We start from the raw sequence: 21,938 nt of genomic DNA on the forward strand, positions 1-21,938 counted from the left end.
CACATCGCCTAGCCTTACTGAAAGCTAGGACTTTCTGTTTCTCGTGCTGAAGTTATCCAAAGATAACAAAAGCCGACAAACAGTGAAGCTGACACTCTATAATCGGTAGCGGCCTAAACCAGTCCCTAAGAGCGCGATATACAGACGTTCGATCCATCGAATGAACCAAACCGCCCACATATCTCTTCAGTAATTATCAATGTCAAAGAGCGCTAAATCAACCTAAGCCAACCTAGACAGCGACAAAAACCAGACCAGTGCGCCAAATCTCTCCAGCGCGCCCGCCTAACTTAAACCTCTGATTTTACTTCCAAACTTCCCTTCGCAACCTCTCAGCCGCTCCGCTCCGTCCGTCCCGCAGTCAATTGCTCGCTGCCGGTAGAGGGGGTTCTAAGGTTACATCCAGCAAGCCGCAACCCCTTTTTATGGTTTTCGATACATTAACTGCATTTTTCTCTCTAACCCCCTTATTTTATAGGCTTTATTGCTCAATAAAACTTCAATTTATTATCTGATTTGAGTGTAAAATTGCGATCTTCACGACCATTTCATATGAATCACATGAGAAAATGGTCGTCCCCGTATCAAACAGGCATAAATGCGAGTCGGAGATCCTTTATTTGCACTGAGCCGAGGTAGACGACCTCACAACCGTTTGCCAATGTTCTTGTGCTACGGTGTCTGGTATCAAGAACCGCCTTACCGTGATTTTGTTTTGGACAAACATGCCTCAATCCCAGCCGCATTTTTCTTGGTCGCCCTTTTGTCGCATTCGCCTGCCCGCGCGGATGGGCAAACAAAACCAAACCCATCGCGAGGCTGTGGTTACATTGCGGGACTGCATCCAAACAGGTCAGTCGATCCGCATGACAAAAGAGCAACCAAGCGCAATCCAAACAGTCACACCGCAATTGTTTTGCGAAACAGGCGGCAGCACCGGCGCGCCCAAAGTTATCAAGCGCAGCCATGCATCGTGGATCACCAGCTTTGATATCAACCAAAATCTGTTCGGTATCACACAGCAAGATTGCACCGCAGTGTTTGGCGACATCGGATATTCATTGGCGCTTTACGGCGTCATCGAAGCCGCGCATATCGGTGCCGATATTTGTATGCTGGCTGGCCTTCGCCCCGATACGCAATGTAAAGAGCTGCAGCACCAACACGCGACACTGCTCTATATCACCCCGACACAACTGGCGATGCTCTGCGCCACCAATACAATCTGCCCGTCCGTGCGTCATATCATCATCGGCGGGGGCGCTTTGCCTGATAACTTACGAGGCCCAGCGCGCATGAGCTTTCCAAACGCAGTATTGACCCAATTCTATGGCGCATCGGAAACCAGCTTCATCACTATGGCGAATACGCAAACGCCAAACGGTTCTGTTGGCGCACCCTACCCCAATGTAACTTTGCGCTTCACCGATCCTTTGGGCAATGAGACCCAAAACACAGGCGAGGTCTGGGTCAAAAGCCCTTATCTGTTTAACGGTTACGATCAAGGCGACAGTATGGACACAAAAATCCAAGACGGGTTTGTTACCATCGGCGAATTCGGCCGCTTGGATAAGGCAGGCCACCTGTTCTTGCTGGGACGCAAAAGCCGTATGGTCACTGTGGCAGATCAAAATGTGTTTCCAGAGGAAATCGAAAGCTTTGTCGCAAGCCAATTTGCGCCAGAACATGTCGTCGTTTTGGCACAAGCCGATGCTTTGCGAGGCCACAGATTGACCCTAATCGTCCAAGGTGCCATGGCATCGCAAGACATTATATTAAAAGCCTGTCGCGATGCATTTGGTCCGCTCAAAGCCCCACGTCGCCTGTTAGAAATCGACCATTTACCATTGCTCACCTCGGGCAAACCCGATCTGATCACTTTGGCGAAATGGCTGGAGACCCAAGCATGACACGCGTCTTTATCATTGGAGCGAAACGCAGCGCGGTTGTGCCGCGTGGTGGAGCCTTTGCAGAATACGCTTTGCACGATATCGCAGCCCCTGTGATCATTGAGTGCCTCAAAGCTGCGGGAATTGCGCCCATCCAAGTGGATGAACTGATCGCGGGAAATGCGCTTGGCGCTGGCGGCAACCCTGCGCGTCATGTGGCCTTGGCCGCAGGACTGCCCGAACATGTTGCGGGGCTAACGTTAGACAGGCAATGTTGTGGTGGTTTGGATGCGCTCAATCTGGCGGATGCTTTGGTGCGATCTGGGCAGGCAAATGTTGTGATCGCGGGAGGTGTTGAAAGCTATTCACGTGCGCCTATTCGCCATGAAACATTCGCCGATGGTCGCCCTCCGCGTCCTTACCTGCAAGCGCGCTTTACGCCTTGGCCCGATCGTGACCCCGCGATGCATGATGCCGCCGCGACCTTGGCACGCAGGCTTGGCATTTCACGCGCAGACCAAGATGCTTGGGCGATTTCCAGTCACCAAAAGGCACTGGCTGCGCAAAGCCGCATGAGCCAAGAAATTACCCCAATCAACGGTCAAAATGTTGATCCGTTTGCCCGCACGTTAACAGGTGCGATCACAGCGCGCGCCAAGCCTTTGTCGGGATCGATTACGGCAGCCAATACAAGCGTGGCCGCTGATGCAGCCGCCTTTTGCCTTGTGGTGTCTGAGGATATTGCCAAGACTTATGACGGGCCAAAAGCCGAAATCGTCGCAGGGTGCACCTTGGGCGACACGCCCGATATGCCAGGTTTAGCGCCTATAAAGGCAATCAAACGCGCCTTACGTCACGCCCAAGTCACCGCAGAACAGCTTGCAGTGTCCGAAATCATGGAAGCCTACGCAGTGCAAGCCATGGCATGTGTACAAGGTGCTGGATTGGACGAGGCACGGGTGAATATCGGTGGGGGATCATTGGCGCGTGGGCACCCGATTGGCGCATCCGGCGCGATCAATGCAGTGCGGTTGTTTCATGAGCTGACCAAAACAGGCGGACATGGATTGGCGGCCATTGCAGCGGCAGGTGGGCTTGGCACGTCCATGATCTTGCGTGCTTAGCCGCTGGTGTCAAAGCCGCGAAATGTTGTGAACTGATCCAAATCGTCTCGCACCGTGCGAAACCGGTTCACGGGGGCAGATGTGTCTTCAACCCCCAGCGCCACTCCGCAAACCACCAGCTCGTCATCGTTCAACCCCAAAGCGGCATGTGCTACAGGGCCATATTTTGCAATCGCGCCAATGCCTGTCGTGCCATATCCAAGGTCATGTGCAGCCATAAACAGCGCCATCAGTGACATCCCCAAATCCATAAAACAGCCCTTGCCCATGTCTTTGTGGATGGTCACGATAATCCCCACAGGCGCATCAAAGAAGCGATAGTTTTTATCGAACTGCTGTTTGCGGCCTTCAAAATCGCGACGATCAATCCCAAGGGCTTCGTACAACGCATAGCCTGCGGCACGCTGTTTTGTTTTCAAATCCGCGGGCATAGGCTGTGGGAAATAGGAATATTCGGACGTGGGGTCTTGAAACATCGCGGCTTCATTTAAAGCCTGCGACAAATCCAAAAGCGCTGTGCCGGTCAGGGCGTGAAAGCGTCCGGGCTGCAAATTGCCACCACTTGGTGCCAAACGTGCGGCCCTTAAAATGCGCTCAACATCAGTTTGCGGTAGGTTCTTTGGCAAATACTGACGTACAGATTTCCGCGACCCTAGAGCCTCTATGATCGCGGAAGTCTTCATGCGCGTGACAACACGCTTTTGGGCCGTGCAGTGTAGAGCGCTGAAGTCACAACGCCCGCCAAGATGGCTTTGATCAAATCACCCGGAATGAAAGCGACAACCAACAAAGTTGCTTCAATAATGGTTTTATCCAATACGATCGACATGCCAATCACGCCCGCAGCATAAACAACCAAGATTCCGCCCACGACGGATCCTAAAGCTGCCGTGACGCCCAACGATCCAAAGCGCAGCTTTTCTACGATCAACCCAGTCACAAATGCGCCGATAGGCCAGCCAACCAAGAATCCAACTGTGGGCGATGCAAAGACACCAAGGCCACCACGGCCGCCCGCCAACAAAGGCAGCCCCATGGCGATCAAAAGCACAACAAGCAACACCGCAAGAGCGCCGCGTTTTGCGCCCAATATAGTGCCACATAACATCACGCCCAATGATTGTGCGGTGATTGGCACGCCAAACCCTAAGGTGACAGCGGGGATCACTCCCAATGCCGCAATCAGTGCTGCAAACAATGCGATCAATGTTAAATTTCGTTCCATGCTATGTCCTCAATCTAGTCTAAACTCCGCCACGCGCCTTGATGGCATCCGCGACATATTCTGCATCATCAATGGCCAAAACAGCAAGCGGTACAAGCGTCTGCCATTTAGGGTGTTTGCCCGAACGGGCGCGCCAAGCGTCAGAAAGCTGCGTGCCCTTGAATGCTAGCACAGGTGTAAAGCGCACCGCCAAGGCAATGCCAAGCTCCAATTGTTTTGTGGGCAACCCAAAGCGGCGCAACGGCGCGGAAATCCACCGCACCACCGCGATCATATCGGACAGTTTGGTGGTCAAGGTCACAAGATTAGCCATGGCCACAGCATTCAACAGTCTAAGCGATATAGTCGCCCCTAAAGCGGCGTCTTGTGTCAGGCTATGCCAGATCATCACCACCGCGATAAACGGCCACAAAGCGCGAAGACGCCCCACGCCATAACGGAAAAATACGCGCCCCGGCAAAGCATAGACCACCAGCACCAGCACAAATATACTCAGGTGAAAGACGATATTGCTTTGCGCAAACAACACCATCGTTGCAAAGCAAAGTCCCAAGAGTTTGGCGCCGGCAAGCCAGTTGTGGGCGCGGGTTCTAATCGGCGAGGTCAGCGATATCATCTGCCTCTCCGATCTTTTGCATCTGGTCTATAAACGCAGGCAACACCACTTCTGGCACGCCCTGCTCACGCAAAGCACCTTCATCAATCCACAACACATGATCATATGCTTTGAGCACTTCAGGATCATGCGAAATATGAATGATGGCAGATGTGATGCGCTCGAAATACCGTGCAAGCTGCATCTTAGTGGGCAGATCTAGGCCAGAAAACGGTTCGTCCAAGATCACGACGCTTGGCTTCATCGCCAGCACCGACATCAAGCAAACAAGTTGTTTTTGTCCCTGTGACAACTGATGAATGGCGGCCTTGGCCCAATGTGACTTACCGAATTCTGCCAGTGTTTTGGCTACAACGTCTGCCGTCTCGACTTTGCCAAACCCTTGTTGCAACAATCCAAAAGCGATCTCTTCTTCGACTGTTGGAAAAATGATTTGGTGATCAGGATTTTGAAACAGAATACCCACAGTGTTGATGGCTGCTTTGCGATCGTTTGCTGGATCAATACCGCCAACCTGAACCGTGCCAGAACTCGCTGCGACCAAGCCCGCCAAAACCCGCGCAAGAGTGGTTTTTCCCGATCCATTGCGCCCCACAATTCCGATGCGCCGCGCGGTGACTTGCACCGAAATATCCCGCAAGATCGATTTCTCATCGCGCATAACGACGACGTTTTCCAACGCAAACGTGGGCATATCTGGGGACTGTTTCACCATAGCGCCGTACAAATCAGCAATTCGTAAGATGGGCAACAGGATTTTGCAGACATGCACCTCCAAGCAAAGCGACGTCACCTGATATGTAAGATAAATCCATCTATGATTAAACTAAGTGTCGTCCCCGTTTTATGCGCCAACACTTAGCGAACGGTTTCTCTGCCACAGTTTTTACCACCACAAGGGCTCGTTAAAACCTCTTTACGCTTAAAAACGATGAGGCTTATTTCAGTCCGACGTCCTTGTGTTACTCGGTCAATAAGCTGATCAATACCGATCACAGTGTCTGCGTGGACGTTGAAGACACGAGATCGCTTCGGCAAGCAATTCCGCCACAACGTTTCTGGCCCAATTAGAGACCCGCAAACTCTCAGACTTTTTGCCAACCTGCCACCGAGTTCAGCTCTGGCCTGAAGCATCCAGCGGCGCAGTGAAGCAAAACCAGAGATTATATTAACACAATAGGCACGCAAACCCGTTCTACACATGAAAACCAAGGCGATGCGGGCATTTTGGACACAAAGACAATTCTGGTGGTCCACCCTCATATCTTGGCCCTTTCATGGAACTTTTACAAAAACTTCACTTTTTCTGCGTATTAATTCTGTTATTCGTGAATTATGGAACAACAAATCATCACCCGTTTCTCGACCCTTGGCCACCCACAACGTTTGGCCCTATTTCGGCTGCTCATGCGTCGCTATCCAGATCGTGTCCCTGCAACTGAATTGGCGCAAGCCCTTGGGCTAAAGCCAAACACGCTTTCGGCCTATGTCAACGCCCTTATGCAAGCCGGCTTAGTGACACAAGAACGAGTGGGAACATCATTACGCTATGCGATCAACTTAGATGCTGCTCGCGAAACCATTGGCTACCTCTTGCATGAATGTTGCAGGGGGCGCCCCGATATCTGCCTTCCCAATGCCACCCCCACCTCAATCGGAGACAGTCCTATGACCGACCGTAAACTCAACGTCCTGTTCATTTGCACCGGAAACTCTGCCCGCTCGATTTTCGCGGAAGCTATCTTGCGAGACCTCGCCGGTGACCGCATTGAAGCCTATTCTGCCGGCACAAAACCGCGTTCAGAACTCAACCCATTCGCACTGCAAGTGTTACAGCAAAAAGGCCACGACATCTCGGCGTTACGTTCTAAAAACATATTAGAATTCCAAGGGGCCGAGGCACCTGACTTTGATTTTGTCTTCACCGTCTGCAATCAAGCCGCAAATGAAGAATGCCCCTCATGGCCGGGTCAGCCAATCAGCGCACATTGGGGACTTATCGACCCTGTCAGCATTGACGGCACAGACGCCCAAAAAAGCCTTGCATTCCAACAAACCTACGGTGCTTTGCGCAATCGCTTGATTGGCTTTACTGCTCTGCCCCTCGCGTCACTGGACCGGATGTCATTACAAAAAGCAGTCGACGAAATCGGGCTATCGACAGAAGAAGGAGCCTCCACATGACCGTTTACGCCCTCAACGGTCTTGGCCGCATCGGCAAACTCGCGCTGAAGCCTTTGCTTGCGCGAGGCGCCAAGATCGCTTGGATCAACGATGCCGTTGGTGATCCCGAAATGCACGCGCATTTGCTAGAGTTCGACACGGTTCACGGACGGTGGGATGCTGATTTTTCATACGACGCAAAGAGCATCACAATCGACGGTTTGCGCCTGCCATTTATCGGCACAAGCGATATTTCATCACTGCCCTTGGAAGGCGTCGATGTTGTGATCGATTGTACCGGTGTCTTTAAGACAGAAGCCAAAATTGCCCCCTATTTCGATGCGGGTGTAAAAAAGGTGGTTGTGTCAGCGCCGGTGAAAGACGGGGACGCCGCCAATATCGTCTATGGCGTCAATCACGATATCTACGAACCTGATCGCCATCGCATTGTGACCTCCGCCAGCTGCACGACAAACTGTCTCGCGCCGGTCGTAAAAGTCATCCATGAGAACTTAAAGATCAAACATGGCTCCATCACGACAATTCATGATGTGACGAACACGCAGACCATCGTGGACCGGCCAGCCAAAGACCTGCGTCGCGCGCGGTCTGCATTGAACTCTTTGATCCCGACCACGACGGGCAGTGCGACTGCGATCACACTGATCTACCCCGAGCTGACAGGACGCCTAAACGGCCACGCAATTCGCGTGCCACTGCTCAACGCATCCTTGACGGACTGCGTGTTTGAAGTGGAACGCGAAACGACCGCCGATGAGGTCAACGCGTTATTTAAGTCTGCATCACAAGGCCCCCTTAAAGGTATCTTGGGGTATGAAGAACGCCCATTGGTGTCTGCTGATTACACCAATGATGAACGGTCCAGCATCATCGACGCACCTTCCACCATGGTCGTCAACGGCACACAGGTGAAAATCTACGCATGGTATGACAACGAAATGGGATATGCGCATCGACTGGTTGATGTCGCCAACATGGTAGGAAACAGCCTGTGATCAAGACCTCCGCGCGCCCTGAGGGTTTATCTGCTTACATTGCGGTCACGGCCTCTTATTGGGCCTTCATGCTCACCGATGGTGCCTTGCGCATGTTGGTGCTACTGCACTTTCATATGATTGGGTTCACCCCTGTTCAGCTTGCCTATCTGTTCGTGCTTTACGAGGTTGCGGGCATGGTGACCAATCTGTGCGCAGGCTGGATCGCTGCGCGGTTCGGCCTCACATCAACACTTTACGCTGGTCTTGGTCTGCAAATTCTCGCGCTTATGGCCTTGGCGCAACTCGACCCGACTTGGACCATCGGTGCATCTGTTGTTTATGTGATGCTTGTTCAAGGAGCGAGTGGAGCCGCAAAGGATCTCGCTAAGATGTCGTCCAAATCCGCGGTGAAACTGCTTGCTCCGTCGCAAGACGGCGGACTCTTTCGTTGGGTGGCCTTCCTCACAGGGTCCAAAAACATGGTTAAGGGTTTGGGCTTCCTTCTTGGTGCGGGATTGCTGGCAACGCTTGGGTTTGTCTGGGCGGTCCTCGGTATGGCGGCAATCTTGACAGTGATCCTGCTGGCTGTCTTGTTCGCGATGCCTTCGGGTCTGCCAAAAGGGCGCAAAGGGGCTAAGTTCTCAGAGGTGTTCTCCAAATCTCACAACGTGAACGTTTTAAGCGCTGCGCGGGTTTTCATATTCGGCGCGCGGGATGTCTGGTTCGTCGTGGGCATCCCGATCTACTTTTATGCCGTGCTTTCGGATGGCAGCAGTGAGGGCAACCGTGCTGCGTTTTTCTTGATCGGGACATTCATGGCGGGCTGGGTGATACTATATGGTTTGGTGCAGGCCAATGCGCCACGCATTTTGCGAGCAAAAACCCGCCCTGAGGCAGACCTGATCACGGCGGCACACAGATGGTCATGGGCCCTTGCCATCGTACCAGCAGGCCTGACCTTAGCGTCCATGTTCGCTGATGGTCCCCAGATGTGGCTGACCACAACCCTCATCGCCGGATTGCTCATATTCGGCGCAATTTTTGCTGTGAATTCCTCTTTGCATTCCTATCTAATCCTCGCTTTTACCAAGGCGGAGCGCGTGACCATGGATGTGGGGTTCTATTATATGGCCAATGCGGGCGGTCGATTGGCGGGAACGCTGCTGTCAGGCCTGACCTACCAAATCGGCGGACTGACCCTGATGTTCGGCACTGCTGCGATTTTGGTCGCGCTATCGTCGATCACGGTCAGATCCTTAAAGTCAGGTCAAGGCTAGCGAATTCACGCAGCACGCGTGACAGAAATCTGACCTGCGTCGACCATTCAACATAGCCGCCATTCGCTGTGCCCAGCGCCAATGGCGGCTATATAAAATCACACGAGAACCGCGACTGCTGCGCGAGATCCCCTTCTGACGCGCGCAGCACTGCCCTTGTGGATGCCGAACCTCATCGTCATCGAAGTGCTTTGATGGCGTGATTTAGAACCGCCGATTTACGCTTGGTCAAAACAGATATCCCAGATCACTGGTGCCACTGGGGGAAGGTGACGACGATCCGCACAGGTTCATCACTCCATTTTCAGGGCTCGGCGTAGGCATGGGCTGCGGCAAGTGTCGAGGCAGTAAAGAGGAGTATAGCTGAGGTTTTCGTAACGTCAGGAAACCTTTCAGTTGAGTGAATTAAGACCGTCGCCGAAACTGGCAAGGCATTTCGTGGCGCTATATAAGTGATCTGCAGCATCGATGAACGATACTATCTCAATACGGCTCTGCAAAAAGTGAAAATGACGGGTTACAGTTCGCTGCTATCACCCGAAATAACCGCAAACTGGCTAAGGTATTTCCCGCATCACAGAAAATACGTAAAGCCTGATAAAAAGGTGCTCGCCCCTGGTCAGACCACTAATTTTTGCACCCGCGACGCGGATCGGAACTTGGTTGCATGTGCAAACTTTGGCCGTCAATCCGTCCAATTCTGCGGCCCATACAAACGATCATCGTGTATGACTGAACGTCGATTTTCAATAAAACCAATGGGCCGCAGCTTTGAATGATAGATCCGATGAAGCCTAGCTACAGTGCCCCACATCTGCCCCGTGTAGAACCCGTGGACCACAACGGGTCCAAGGTTCTGCACCGATGGCATCAACGAAGACACAATACACAGAAGTCGTCGCTGTGATGAACAGGCGTTGACCATCTGTACCGCCAAAGCACAAGTTCGATACGTTTTCGGGCAATAAGATCTTGCCCAAAAGTGTGCCGTCTGGCGCGAAGCAATGCACTTGATCGCCCGCGGATGTCCACAGGTTTCCGGTTATGTCGAACCGAAACCCATCGGGAAACCCGTGATCGAGCGTGCAAAACACGCCAGCATCCACAACCTTTTTGCCCGTCACATCAAACTGACGGATCACAGCAGGAACGGACGGATCGTGGCTGAGCCCACTTTCGGCAACATACAATCGTTTTTCATCAGGCGAGAACGCCAAGCCGTTCGGCTGGGTAAAGTCGGAAATGACCGCCTCTAAGTCTCCCGTTTCAGGGTCGAGGCGGAACACGTTGCGCCTGTCTTGTTCGGGCTCTGCGCGATATCCTTCAAAGCTGGACATAATGCCATAGGTCGGATCGGTGAACCACACGGCCCCATCAGAGGACACCACAACATCATTGGGGGAATTCAACCGACGCCCCTCAAAGGCATTGGCCAAAACAGTCAGCGAGCCATCATATTCTGTACGCACCACGTCGCGCGCACCATGGCGACAGCCGATCAATCGCCCTTGGTGATCGCGGGTGTTGCCGTTGTTGAAATGGCTCGGCGCGCGATAGACAGACACGCCATCACGTTCTGACCAACGCATCAACCTCTGGCTTGGAATATCAGAAAAAATCAGACAGTCATGATCGCCAAACCAAAGGGGGCCTTCGGTCCAAGTGAACCCTGTCGCAAGCTGTTCCAGCTTTGATGTTCCGTGAACCAAAGAGCCAAAACGAGGGTCTATCATTTGTAGGTGTGGTGAAATCATGGTCATAAGCGCCCCCTCCGACTGCTTGCTGCAATCACGATGAAAATAATGATTGTTCCCGTCAGAACCATGCGCAATCCGGCCCCTGCGCCGTATGAGTTAAGCATGGAGACCACAAGGAACATGAACAATGACGCGCCCCAGATGCCGGGCACATTTGAAAACCCGCCAGCAACCGACGTGCCGCCGATGACGACCACGGCGATGGACATCAGCAGGTATTCTGACCCCATATTCAAAGCCGCACCGCCTGAAAAACTGGCCAACAAGTATCCTGCAACAGAGGCAAGAATCGCCACGACAATATAGGTCACTGCGCGGACAGATTGGACTGGAACGCCCGCCAATCGCGCGGCACGCAAGTTTTGCCCCGAGGCCAAAAGCCAACGTCCCCAAAGGCTGCGTTCAAGCACAATCCAGATGATGATCGATAGAATGAGCGCAACCCAAGCAACGTTCGGCACGCCGATCAATCGCCCTGTGGCGAAATCCGCGAGCGTCTCTGGCGGTTTGATCCTGAGGCCACGGTTCGACCAAATCGCAACCGATTGATAGACCAATGACGCGGCCAATGTCGCGATAATCGGTGGCAAACGCAGCAAGAAGATCAAAAGCACATTCATGCCACCAGTCAGCAGCCCCGCCAACAAAGCCACACCAAGTCCGAGCATCGCGTTGCCAGGCTCACTGTTCATAACCTTCAGCCCCAACGTGGCCGCCAAGGTCATCGTCGCAGGAATGGACAGGTCAACATTTCCGGGCCCTAAGGTCATCACCAGCATTTGGCCCAACCCAACGATCGCGGCAAAACTGCCAAAGCTAAGCGCTGCGTAAGCCAGACCGCCTGCGCCCTGCCCTTTGGTCAAGAGCAGCGTCATCGTAAACACCAGACCAGCCGCCAACCAAGACCAAATCCAAGGACGGGTGAAAATTTGCATCGAATTTTTCATGTCCGTGCCTCTCGTTTTGCAAACAACAGGCGCGCGGTCAAAACAAGTATCAAGATCGCCCCCTGTGCGCCAATTTGCCAATCTGGGTTCAAGCGCATGAAGTTCAAGAATGACGAGGCCAAGGTCAAAGTCAGCGCGCCAATCACGGCCCCAGTGGGAGAGACCTTGCCGCCGATAAATTCGCCGCCACCCAATATTACGCCAGCGATGCTGAGTAACGTATAACGCAAAGCGATATTGGCATCCGCCGAGGTGGTCAGGCCGACCAAGGCCATGCCCGCCAAGACTGCAAACAATCCCGCCAAACCATAGGCCAATGCTTTGAGCCAAATCACCGACCAGCCCGCGCGCTGTACTGCACGTGTGTTGCCGCCAACGCCGCGCAAAACAGTTCCAATGCCTGAGCGCATGATCAACAGGTGGGTCACGATTGAGAACAAAATCGCAGCCACGACAGCCATAGGCATCAGTGGTGGTTTTGACGTCATCAACGCGCGCAACCAACCGGGTGACGCGCCTCCGGGGGACGGCAGAATGAACAAAGCCAAGCCGCCCCAAACAAATGACATGCCTAAAGTGACAACAATGGCTGGCAGCTCAAGGCGATGAATTAACGCGCCCATGGCTGCGTAACTCAGGATCAAGCCGATCAACATAATCGTCCCCAGAACGGGTGTGTCTTGCAAAAACGTTGCAACGACACAGGCCACAAGGCTCACGAATGCCCCCATGCCCAAATCGATGTCATTCACCATGATAATCATCATCTGTGCGATGGTCGCCAGTGCGATCGGTACGGCAAGATTGAACAAAAGGTTGACCCCGAAATAGCTCATCGTGCGGGGCTGCATCCAAAATGTTGCAGCCAGCAAAACAGCCAGTGAGATCAACGGCAGCAGTATTCTATATTTCGTCTGCACGTTGGTTATGCCTCCTGCATTTCAAAGGATGCGGCAAGAATTTTATCTTCGGTGATGTCATCACCGGTCAATTCAGCTGAAATTTCATGGTTGCGATAGACAAACACACGGTCGCATTCACAGACTTCTGCTGTCTCGGTGGAATACCAAAGAAACGTGCGCCCCCGTGCGGCCTCTTCGCGGATCATGCGGTAGACATCGCGTTTGGTGCCCACATCAACGCCGCGCATCGGATCATCCATGATCACCACAGGCGCGTCTGAAGCCAATGCGCGGGCAAACAAGACCTTTTGTTGGTTGCCCCCTGACAGCGATAGGATCGGGTTGTCTATATTGTCGGTCCTTATCCCGACACGGTCTTTCCATGTCTCACCAAATTCGGCTTCTGCTTTGCGATCAAGCAACCATTTGCCTTGCCCTAACACCGTGATCGATGCGTTGCGTAAGATTGACCAAAGGGGCAACACGCCGTCGCGTCCGCGGTCACCGGCAACAAAGACCATTTGAGATTTAGAGCCCAAGCTGCGCCATGAGGATGTGGACTCAAAATACAAACGGGCAAGCGCTTCGGCTTGTCCGTGGCCCGCCAGCCCTGACAGGCCAACAATTTCGCCGCGATGTGCGCTCAGGCCTTGTGACGTGCGGAGTATTTCTTCTGTCAGAACGCGTTTTTCAGTTTGGGTTTCGGGATCGCTGTTCGCGGCCACATGACCCATAGCGTCAACCAAACCCTGTCGGGTAAAGTCTGTCGTCGGCTTATCGGCCACAACTTTACCGTCGCTCATGACCACAATGCGCGAGGCTGTGGCAAAAATTTCGCCCATCATATGTGTGATGAAAATCACCGCACCGCCTGCTGCGCAAAATGTGCGAATATGATCAAGAAGTTGTTCCGCGATCCCTGCGTCAAGTGACGATGTGGGTTCATCAAGAATGACCAACCGTGCGGTTGAACCACGCGGAGAAAAACCGATAGCGATTTCTACCATTTGTCGTTGTGCGATGCTCAGCTGATCGACCTCAATGCCTGCATCAATCCCGTGACCTGGGAACACTTGATCCAATGCTGCGCTGATTTCTTCGCGTGCGCGTCGTCTCCACCCTGCCCCTTTCAAGTCAGAATGTGAAATACGCAGGTTCTCTGCGACTGTCAGATTAGGACAGAGCGACAATTCTTGAAAGACCGATCGAACGCCTGCGGACATCGGGTTCAACGTGTCTTTTCCGGAACCGTCTGTATAGGTGATCTGTCCCGCTGAAGGCGCCAAGCCCCCGTTGATCAAATTAACGAGTGTTGATTTACCCGCACCGTTATGACCAACGAGACCCAGACATTCGCCCGGTGAGATAGAGAGGCTGACCCCGTCAAGAGCCCTGACCGGGCCGAAATGTTTTTCGGCATCGGTCAGGGTGACGATGGGGGCGTTGCCAGAGGCGACGTTTTCCATGAAGTTTACTTCGCTCCAGCGATGACAGCTTTTGCATCTTCCAGAGTGTAAGCCACGTTCGCGACTGAACCGACCGGCGTTGAGGCCAGCTGTTCATCCAGCGTGTCTTGCGTGATTTTCAGGAATGGCACGGTCAGGTCTTTTGGAACTTCTTCACCGTCAAGGATTTGTTGAGCTACCCAGAATGCCAATGACGCAACGCCCGGCGCGATAGAAAGCGAAAGCGTTTCATACCCATTGGCATCGCGCTGTTCAGCCCACCAAGCCATCTCGTCTTGACGGTTGCCAAGAATGATCAAGGGCGTTTCACGTCCAGCGGCTGCAAAAGCCTGTGCGGCACCGTAACCATCACCACCTTGGGTCACAACGCCGACAACTTCGGGCAGAGACGGCAAAATGCCTGAAACCGCTTTTTGTGCAACGTCTTGGGCCCAATCACCGTGAACGGATCCGACGACTTCAAACTGCGGAAATTCTTCGACGCCGTTGTGAATGCCTTGGCTGATCGCGTCATCTGTTGACACGCCGGCCAGTCCGCGAATTTCCAAAAGCTTACCACCTTCAGGCAGGCGCTCACTCAGGTATTCAACTTCTTGGCGTCCCATTTCAACGAAATCAACCGCAATACGGTAGGCACATGGCTCGGTTACGATGCTATCAAAGCTCACAACCAAAACGCCTGCATCACAGGCTTCTTTTACCGCGCCGTTCAACGCAGTCGGAGATGCGGCATTCAGCAAAATAGCATCATAGCCTTGCAAAATCATATTCTGAATTTGCGCCGCTTGCTCGGTGGTTTGATTTTCAGATGTTGTATAGGCGTCTGCCGCAGCAACCACACCGTCAGAAACAGCTTGGTCTGCCGTTTCCTCGAATGTTTTCAACATCGCTTGTCGCCAAGAATTCCCAGCGTAGTTGTTGCTCAACGCGATACGTTTGCCTGAGGTATCAGCCATAGCTGCGCCCGCGGATAGTGCCAAAGTTGCTGTAGTCAGCAACATTACTGCAGTCTTCATGTTTCCTCCTTTGGGCGCCTAATTGGCCACCCCTCCCTATAGTGCGCCATTATTTTGTGCACTGCGATAACAGTAGGTGAGACGAGGCCCCTGTATAGTGATCCGCCCGCACATTTTCTGCGGGAACCCGCAATGGCGCAGTGGGCACCCCCATTCACAGCAATGAAAAATAGAGTTACGGTCAATTGAAACCGTCTGGGAGGCCCCGTGAACATCAATCAAACCCAGCCAGCCGATCCCACGCGCAATGTATACTTGCGGATTTGCGGTCATCTCGCAGAGGAAACCGATATTCGCTCGGCTCTCGGCGCTGTTGCAGGTGAAATCGCGGAACTCATTCCTTTTACCCATGCCGACATCTGCCTGCTTGAAAATAAACATTGGACGACCAGTTACGAGGTCGGCATTAAAACACGCTGGTCACGCAGGCGCACACAAATCCGATATTCTCCCGTACGACAGATTTTACACAAGCAAACCGATGCGATGCTCACCACAAATGCGATGGAGGACCTGCGCTACGTCTTCGCCGGAGCCACGTGTGAACCGATATTTGAACATCAACTGCGGTCGCGTGTGAATGTCAGAATGAAAGCGATGGGGAAACTGATTGGCACATTTAACCTCTCTCATAGTGAGGAAGGCCTTTATGACGCTGACAGTATCCAGATCGCGTATCAATTGGCCGATGTTTTAGCACCGTATTTTAATGCCCTGCACAATGCAGATCAGATGCGCCAAGCGACCTATCAAGGTGCAGAAGCGCGCGCCCGCGAAGAGGGTTTGCGCCAAGGTGCGCTGGATCTGACCCAAACATTAGAACAAGAACGTCAACGCATTGGCATGGACCTGCATGATCAAACACTCGCAGATTTGACGCGGATTTTGCGCGATCTTTCCGGAGATGCTCCGGCGCCGACGATTCCGATGTTGACCACGCGAGTGAGTGATTGCATCGATGACCTGCGCCGCATCATCGATATGGCCGTTCCCACCCTGTTAGAGCTGTTCGGTTTCACCCATGCCCTGCGGGTGCATCTTGAACGCGCATCAAATACGGATTTGATTCAGACCGAGGTCATTGATCACACAGGAGGTATGCCTGACAGATTGAACACCATGACCCGCACAGCCCTTTACCGTATCGCCCAAGAGGCGATCAATAATGCGGCACGTCATGCCGAACCAAGCCGTATATCTGTCGTCATTGAAATTGATTCCAACGATCACCTATTGCTGAAAATCCGCGATAACGGGTGTGGCTTTAGCTCGGATCGCGACAACGTTCCGTCTGGATTGGCACATATGCGCACCCGCGCACGGCTGATTGCGGCACAATTCGAGATTATTGAAGACGCAGGCACCTGTGTCGTGGTCACTTTGCCGCTGTCCGCAAACGACACCTTGACCGAACCTTTGGAGTATCAACGATGAAAGTTCTCGTCGTCGAAGACGATCAGTTTCACGCCCGCTATGTTTTGGATGCCATATCCGAAGAACTGCCCGAAGTGACTGAAATCGCCCATGCTATCAATCGCGATGAGGCCGAAATCGAGGCGCGCACCGGCGGATTTGAAGCTATCGTGATGGATTTGCAAATGGAGCAAGGGAATGGGATCGACGCCGCCCGTGCAATCTGGGCGCATAGCCCGCAAACGCGAATACTATTTTGGTCGAACTACGCGGATGAGGCCTATTTGCGCGGTATTTCGCAGATCGTTCCTGAGGCAAGCGCATACGGTTACGTGCTGAAAACGGCCACACGCGACAGATTGAAACTTGCGCTGCGCGCGGTGCTTTTTGAAGGTCAAATCATGATCAGCCGTGAGCTGTATCAATATCAACGCCACAGACAGCCAAGCAGCGCGTTAGACAAAAGCGAATATGCCGTTTTGCTTGACCTTGCTTTGGGGCTGCAAGACAAAATGATCGCTGAACGTCAAAACCTGTCGCTGCGCACGGTCCAAAACCGCTTACAATCCCTTTACGATAAATTGGGTATCGACGAGGAAGATGGTCCAGCTTTGAACAAACGCGTGCGCGCGTTGAACTGCGCGATCCGTAAAAAGGCGTTGAACTTGCAAACCCTAGAAAGCGCTGAGGCAGAATACCAAAGGTGGCGCGAAACCCAATAGTCCGTCCCCGTGGGTGCAGGACAAAACGTGCTAGAAAAAACTGCGGTATGACAGGCCCATCCACCCCTTTTTCGAGGGAGATCAGGCCAAAATAGATGTCGCCGCAGGTTTGTTCAGACGGTGTAATATGATGCGCGGCAGGGATTGCCGCGCATTTCTATATGTGTTTTTACAAGTCAAGCACGACCAGAAAATATCTCTTTCTTGATGATCGCATGGACGCCCCAGTTACCATCGACAACCTGCGTGATCCCAAAATCAACCCCGACAGACATGAGCGAATGCGCCTCATCTTCTGTCAGTCCTTTTGTGCTCATCAAAAATTTTCGCATTTTACGGAAAGCATCTCGCATAGCATCGTCAATCGAGGCTTTATTGTAGATTTCTGACTGCGCATCCTTTCCAAGAGTGGCAAGGTAGTTCGGCACAGAGAAGCCATGAACCAGCCATTCTGTTTGCGTTTCCAGCATCGGGTGATCCATTTCTTCAAGCGAGGTTCCTGCAAGATCCGCTTTTTTATGCAAGATCAATTGGAATGTGCCAGTCAACGAACATTCAATGGCAGTGCCGCAAAGCTCACTGTCCCCTTGAGAGGCATGAGGATCACCAACCGACATCAAGGCTCCGTCAACCGCTACTGGATAGTACATTGTCGCCCCCTTCCCGATCCGCCAGTTATCGATATTGCCACCGGTATAGCTGGGCGGCACAGAGTCTACGAAATCAGCTTCTGCTGGTGCGACGCCCAAAGTGCCAAAATGTGGCCGGATCGGCACCCGAATACCCTTTAAGACATCGTAATTGCGCGCAGTCAAAGAGTGGTCAACCGGCACACCGGGGTAGTCGATCGTGGGATGGGTTACGCCATATGGGTCAGTCTGGGGCACCCATTTGAAATTATAAACGGCCTCAGCCCAACTCTTTTGACCCGTCGCATCGACTTCATAGATGGTAATGACTTCCCGTTTGTCATCGGTAATCATGTCATTGTAATGAAAGCCCCACCATGCAGCAGCGTTGGACCCATAGGTTTTGCCGGAAAAGTCAGGATTGGCACTGGGGCGAGGAACGCAGTCGAGAATACGCACCTCCAAAACATCGCCCGGTTCTGCGCCGCGCACATAGACCGGTCCGGTCATGATATGGACGCCTTTGCCATCACCAGAGCCGATTTGGTAGACGCTGGGATCAGTAGAGCCCGCGCCACGGCGTTCGACGCCTTTCTTGTCCTTTGTCCAAAGGTATACGCTTTCAGCCCCTTCATCCCCTTGAACCATGCGTTCCAGATCGTCGCCTGCGTGGTGAGTCAGGGTCTCGATCGTGACGATATCGCCGCTGTCGATTTCGATCTGTGGCTTTAAGGTCTTGCTGAAATAGCCCCAATGAACGGTGTCGGAGGTGGCGGGCAAATAGTGATCGGACGGGGTTGCAGGACCGTTTTTCGCACTTGCCTGAGCCAGTGCTGGCGTGACCAAAGACAATCCACCCACGGCCCCCACAGCAGCCAGACCGCCTGCGCCAAGGACCCCATTGCGCAAAAAGTCGCGACGTCCCGGATTGATATCTTCTTTGAATGTTTTGAAATGGGCCTCAAAATTCGGGCAATTTACATCATCTCCACGACACATGGCGTTTCTCCTGTTGTGAGTTTTAAGTGCTGATGCTCATCATTGAGCCCGACGTGAGCCGCCAAACAAGAGGGCCCGCGGATTGCCTTGAAGAGGCTGAGTCTGGAATGGAATTCAAATATTATTAATAAAAATCAATTACATAATGGACTATACAAACACACAAAAAACATCGTGGTCAAAGGCGCACGTCGCATCCGAACAATAGATTGTGCGTATGTTGGACAATGATCCCTGATACAAATGCATGAAAAAAAGGCATAATTGATGAAAGTCACCGAAGCTGGGGCGATTACGCTGCCGGATGTGTAGGTTCCTAAGATATGTTGAGCAATGACCATGATAGTAAGCCCCAAACATCTGGATCTTTCGACGTTTCCCGAGGACAGCAAGGCCGAGAGTTGGCGCGAGGCTCTGGCAGAGTTGGGCCTGCGCCCCGCATCAGAGGAGCCGATACCCTCGACCGGATTGCTGAGCGTGATCGAAGCTGGAAACGGTTTGCGTATTGCACGCCTTATTGGCCCAGCCCAAGTCATACGCCCCATTCCAAACCCACGACGATTGGCACCTCTGCTTTTGGTTTTGACACTCCGAAGCCGCGGCAGACTATCTGCGGATGGCCAAGTAAAATCCTTTGCGCAAAACGACCTCGCAGTGGTCAATCAGGGCCAAGATTGGCGGTTGCGCTGGTTCGATAATACCAAAGTGATCCTACTGGAACTTCCACATGAGGTGATCACAAGACGCCTTGGACACCAGAAACCGAAACTCCCATTGGTGCTGGGCAACTCGATTGCGACAGACATGGTGCGGGCGATGCTGACGATACTGGGAACGCAGCTCGACGATCTCAATCAAAGCAATTTAAGCATTAGCGAAACGGCACTGGTGGATTTGATCTGTAGCGCCTTATCGGATGAGGCTGATTTTGCAGAGACCACATTTACCCAAGTTCAGGTGGCGCATTTTCAGAGGGTCTCAATGACGGTCGACGAGCATTTATCTCGTCACGAATTGTCGATTGCTGAGGTTGCAAAGCAAGTCGGGCTTTCAGTGCGCTATGTACAACGGCTGTTCGAACTCAACGGCGTTAGCTTTTCGCGATATGTGAGGCGGAAACGATTGGAACGCAGCCGTTCTGATCTCATGGATCTGACAAAAATGTCCCTCGGTGTCGCGCAGATTGCCCATAGCTGGGGGTTCAGCAACTCTGCGCATTTTAGCCGCGCGTTTCGGGACGAATTTGGTATTTCTCCACGCGAGTTACGTGACGCCAGCCGTGATACGCCTTTATCCTATACCTTTCGCGGTCATCCAGGCAACATGTCTGCCCCACTGCTGATCACACCCTCGCGTCGAGTGTCACAGGGGCAATTTGAACCCAATGCCGACCTGCCAGTCCCAGCGCCGGGAAACGACAATACGATCGACTTTGTCCTACCAGTACGCGCCGATACGGTGCATTGGGGCCATATTAGCAAAGCAAACCAGCCAGCTCTTTTTGTACCCTCAGACTCGGTCGTGAAAATCGAAACCCTAACCCAGCATGGCGGTGATGACTATGCGCGCTTTATCCAAGGGGACCCAGGCGCGGAGAGTATTTTCATGTGGACGGATGAAGCAAAGGCAATCGACCGGCGCGGCGCGGGTCCGATGAATGCGTCGATCTTTGGACGAGGGGCTGGTGAAGGGTTCGGCGTACATATCTGCACCGGTCCGATCCATGTCATTGGCGCTGAACCCGGCGATGTCTTAGAGGTGCAGATTCTGGATATTGCGCCGCGGCCTTGCGCCAATCCGCAGTTCCACGGCAAAGCTTTTGGCAGCAATGCTTCGGCGTGGTGGGGGTATCAGTATAATGATCCACTAAAAGGAACGGCTCGGCACGAAACAATAACTATTTTCGAAGTCGACCTTGCAAATCCGAACGAAGCGCGTCCGCTTTACCAATACCTTTGGACGCCACAGACCGACCCCTTTGGTGTTGTCCATACGACCATGGACTATCCCGGCATTCCCGTTGATCATAAAAGCATAGATAAGCGCAGGTCAGCTTTGGATGGGGTGACAGTGCCAGCGCGCCCCCATTTCGGCTTTGTCGGCGTCGCACCGCGCGAGGCAGAGATTGTCGACAGTATCCCACCCGGTTATTTCGGGGGGAATTTTGACAACTGGCGCGCGGGGCCCGGCACGCGCATCTACTTGCCGGTTGCCGTGGCCGGCGCCTTATTGTCTATCGGTGACGGGCATTTCAGTCAGGGCGATGGCGAAGTCAACGGAACGGGGTTGGAGATGTCTTTGACCGGAACGGTACGGCTGCGATTGCACAAATCCGGCGAGACCACACAACCGCACCTGCGCGGTTTATGCAGCCCACTGGTTGAAACATCAGATTTATGGGTGATCCAGAGTTTCAGCTTTGAAAACCATCTCAGAGATTTAGGAAGCAGCGCGCAGACAGATGTTTATACCCAGTCAACCGTGGACCTTGCCATGCGTAACGCCTTTCGCCAGACACGACGCTTTCTCATGGATACTTACAATATGAGTGAAGATGATGCGCATGCGCTCATGTCTGTTGCCGTCGACTTTAGCGTTACGCAAGTGGCTGACGGGAACTTTGGTGTGCATGCGACGGTGCGAAAGTCTCTTTTTAACACAACTGGATAACCACAGATATGTGTTCATCACTCATTGTTTTCGACATCGGAAAAGTCGCCAACACTTCAAATTCTCCCCTTAGCCAAGCCAAGAAACAGCGCATTTAGGACATAGGATACGCTGTGACACGCGCA

Annotated in this window: 18 protein-coding genes; 8 read left to right on the plus strand and 10 right to left on the minus strand. The window is 52.8% G+C overall.

Annotation, left to right across the window (positions count from 1 at the left end):
- The first annotated feature begins 725 nt into the window (after window positions 1-725).
- Window positions 726-1,910: an AMP-binding protein gene (locus tag KO497_RS05830; protein ID WP_215943036.1), complete on the plus strand. Its 1,185-nt coding sequence runs from the start codon at window positions 726-728 to the stop codon at window positions 1,908-1,910.
- A complete protein-coding gene (locus tag KO497_RS05835; protein WP_215943037.1) occupies window positions 1,907-3,013 on the plus strand; it encodes a thiolase family protein in 1,107 nt (368 codons plus the stop codon). The genes KO497_RS05830 and KO497_RS05835 overlap by 4 nt, the downstream gene beginning before the upstream one ends.
- On the opposite strand, the gene KO497_RS05840 is transcribed toward KO497_RS05835, so the two are convergent.
- From KO497_RS05840 to KO497_RS05855, 4 genes are read right to left on the minus strand one after another with little or no spacing between them, the layout of a single operon-like run.
- Window positions 3,010-3,696: a nitroreductase gene (locus tag KO497_RS05840; RefSeq protein WP_215943038.1), complete on the minus strand. Its 687-nt coding sequence runs from the start codon at window positions 3,694-3,696 to the stop codon at window positions 3,010-3,012. The genes KO497_RS05835 and KO497_RS05840 overlap by 4 nt on opposite strands.
- Window positions 3,693-4,238, minus strand: coding sequence for a biotin transporter BioY (locus KO497_RS05845; RefSeq protein WP_215943039.1), 546 nt, complete (start codon window positions 4,236-4,238; stop codon window positions 3,693-3,695). The genes KO497_RS05840 and KO497_RS05845 overlap by 4 nt, the downstream gene beginning before the upstream one ends.
- A 19-nt stretch (window positions 4,239-4,257) precedes the next feature.
- Window positions 4,258-4,854 carry an energy-coupling factor transporter transmembrane component T family protein gene (locus KO497_RS05850; protein WP_215943040.1) on the minus strand — a complete coding sequence of 199 codons (597 nt, stop codon included), beginning with the start codon at window positions 4,852-4,854 and terminating at the stop codon, window positions 4,258-4,260.
- Window positions 4,829-5,548 (minus strand): energy-coupling factor ABC transporter ATP-binding protein, encoded by a 720-nt coding sequence (locus tag KO497_RS05855; RefSeq protein ID WP_215943041.1) that lies wholly within the window; start codon window positions 5,546-5,548, stop codon window positions 4,829-4,831. The genes KO497_RS05850 and KO497_RS05855 overlap by 26 nt, the downstream gene beginning before the upstream one ends.
- Window positions 5,549-6,189: 641 nt before the next feature.
- Here KO497_RS05855 and KO497_RS05860 point away from each other — a divergent pair.
- From KO497_RS05860 to arsJ, 3 genes are read left to right on the plus strand one after another with little or no spacing between them, the layout of a single operon-like run.
- Entirely contained in the window at window positions 6,190-7,038 is an 849-nt protein-coding gene (locus tag KO497_RS05860) for a helix-turn-helix domain-containing protein (RefSeq protein ID WP_215943042.1), read from the plus strand.
- Entirely contained in the window at window positions 7,035-8,033 is a 999-nt protein-coding gene (locus tag KO497_RS05865; RefSeq protein ID WP_215943043.1) for an ArsJ-associated glyceraldehyde-3-phosphate dehydrogenase, read from the plus strand. Before KO497_RS05860 ends, KO497_RS05865 begins: the two co-directional genes overlap by 4 nt.
- Window positions 8,030-9,292, plus strand: coding sequence for an organoarsenical effux MFS transporter ArsJ (gene arsJ, locus KO497_RS05870; RefSeq protein WP_215943044.1), 1,263 nt, complete (start codon window positions 8,030-8,032; stop codon window positions 9,290-9,292). Before KO497_RS05865 ends, arsJ begins: the two co-directional genes overlap by 4 nt.
- A gap of 794 nt (window positions 9,293-10,086) precedes the next feature.
- Here the strand turns inward: arsJ and KO497_RS05875 are convergent.
- Genes KO497_RS05875 through KO497_RS05895 form a run of 5 tightly spaced genes read right to left on the minus strand, consistent with a single transcriptional unit; the run spans window position 10,087 to window position 15,380 of the window.
- Complete coding sequence (locus KO497_RS05875; protein WP_215943045.1) at window positions 10,087-11,052, minus strand: SMP-30/gluconolactonase/LRE family protein; 966 nt, start codon at window positions 11,050-11,052, stop codon at window positions 10,087-10,089.
- Window positions 11,049-11,996, minus strand: coding sequence for an ABC transporter permease (locus tag KO497_RS05880; RefSeq protein ID WP_215943046.1), 948 nt, complete (start codon window positions 11,994-11,996; stop codon window positions 11,049-11,051). Before KO497_RS05880 ends, KO497_RS05875 begins: the two co-directional genes overlap by 4 nt.
- Entirely contained in the window at window positions 11,993-12,916 is a 924-nt protein-coding gene (locus KO497_RS05885) for an ABC transporter permease (protein WP_354668093.1), read from the minus strand. Before KO497_RS05885 ends, KO497_RS05880 begins: the two co-directional genes overlap by 4 nt.
- A 5-nt stretch (window positions 12,917-12,921) precedes the next feature.
- The gene (locus KO497_RS05890) at window positions 12,922-14,364 is read right to left on the minus strand and encodes a sugar ABC transporter ATP-binding protein (protein WP_215943047.1); all 1,443 of its coding nucleotides are present in this window, start codon (window positions 14,362-14,364) and stop codon (window positions 12,922-12,924) included.
- Window positions 14,365-14,369: 5 nt separating this feature from the next.
- On the minus strand, window positions 14,370-15,380 hold the full coding sequence (locus KO497_RS05895) for an ABC transporter substrate-binding protein (RefSeq protein WP_215943048.1): 1,011 nt from the start codon (window positions 15,378-15,380) through the stop codon (window positions 14,370-14,372).
- A 207-nt stretch (window positions 15,381-15,587) separates the two neighbouring features.
- On the opposite strand from KO497_RS05895, the gene KO497_RS05900 reads away from it, so the two are divergent.
- A complete protein-coding gene (locus tag KO497_RS05900; protein WP_354668094.1) occupies window positions 15,588-16,814 on the plus strand; it encodes a sensor histidine kinase in 1,227 nt (408 codons plus the stop codon).
- Complete coding sequence (locus KO497_RS05905) at window positions 16,811-17,515, plus strand: response regulator transcription factor (RefSeq protein WP_215943049.1); 705 nt, start codon at window positions 16,811-16,813, stop codon at window positions 17,513-17,515. The genes KO497_RS05900 and KO497_RS05905 overlap by 4 nt, the downstream gene beginning before the upstream one ends.
- A 176-nt stretch (window positions 17,516-17,691) precedes the next feature.
- On the opposite strand, the gene KO497_RS05910 is transcribed toward KO497_RS05905, so the two are convergent.
- Complete coding sequence (locus KO497_RS05910; protein WP_215943050.1) at window positions 17,692-19,143, minus strand: acetamidase/formamidase family protein; 1,452 nt, start codon at window positions 19,141-19,143, stop codon at window positions 17,692-17,694.
- A 333-nt stretch (window positions 19,144-19,476) separates the two neighbouring features.
- Here KO497_RS05910 and KO497_RS05915 point away from each other — a divergent pair, with 333 nt between their 5' ends.
- Window positions 19,477-21,813 carry an acetamidase/formamidase family protein gene (locus KO497_RS05915; RefSeq protein WP_252729534.1) on the plus strand — a complete coding sequence of 779 codons (2,337 nt, stop codon included), beginning with the start codon at window positions 19,477-19,479 and terminating at the stop codon, window positions 21,811-21,813.
- The last annotated feature ends 125 nt before the right edge of the window (window positions 21,814-21,938 follow it).

This window comes from Pacificibacter marinus, from assembly GCF_018860665.1.
GTDB lineage: Bacteria > Pseudomonadota > Alphaproteobacteria > Rhodobacterales > Rhodobacteraceae > Celeribacter > Celeribacter marinus_A.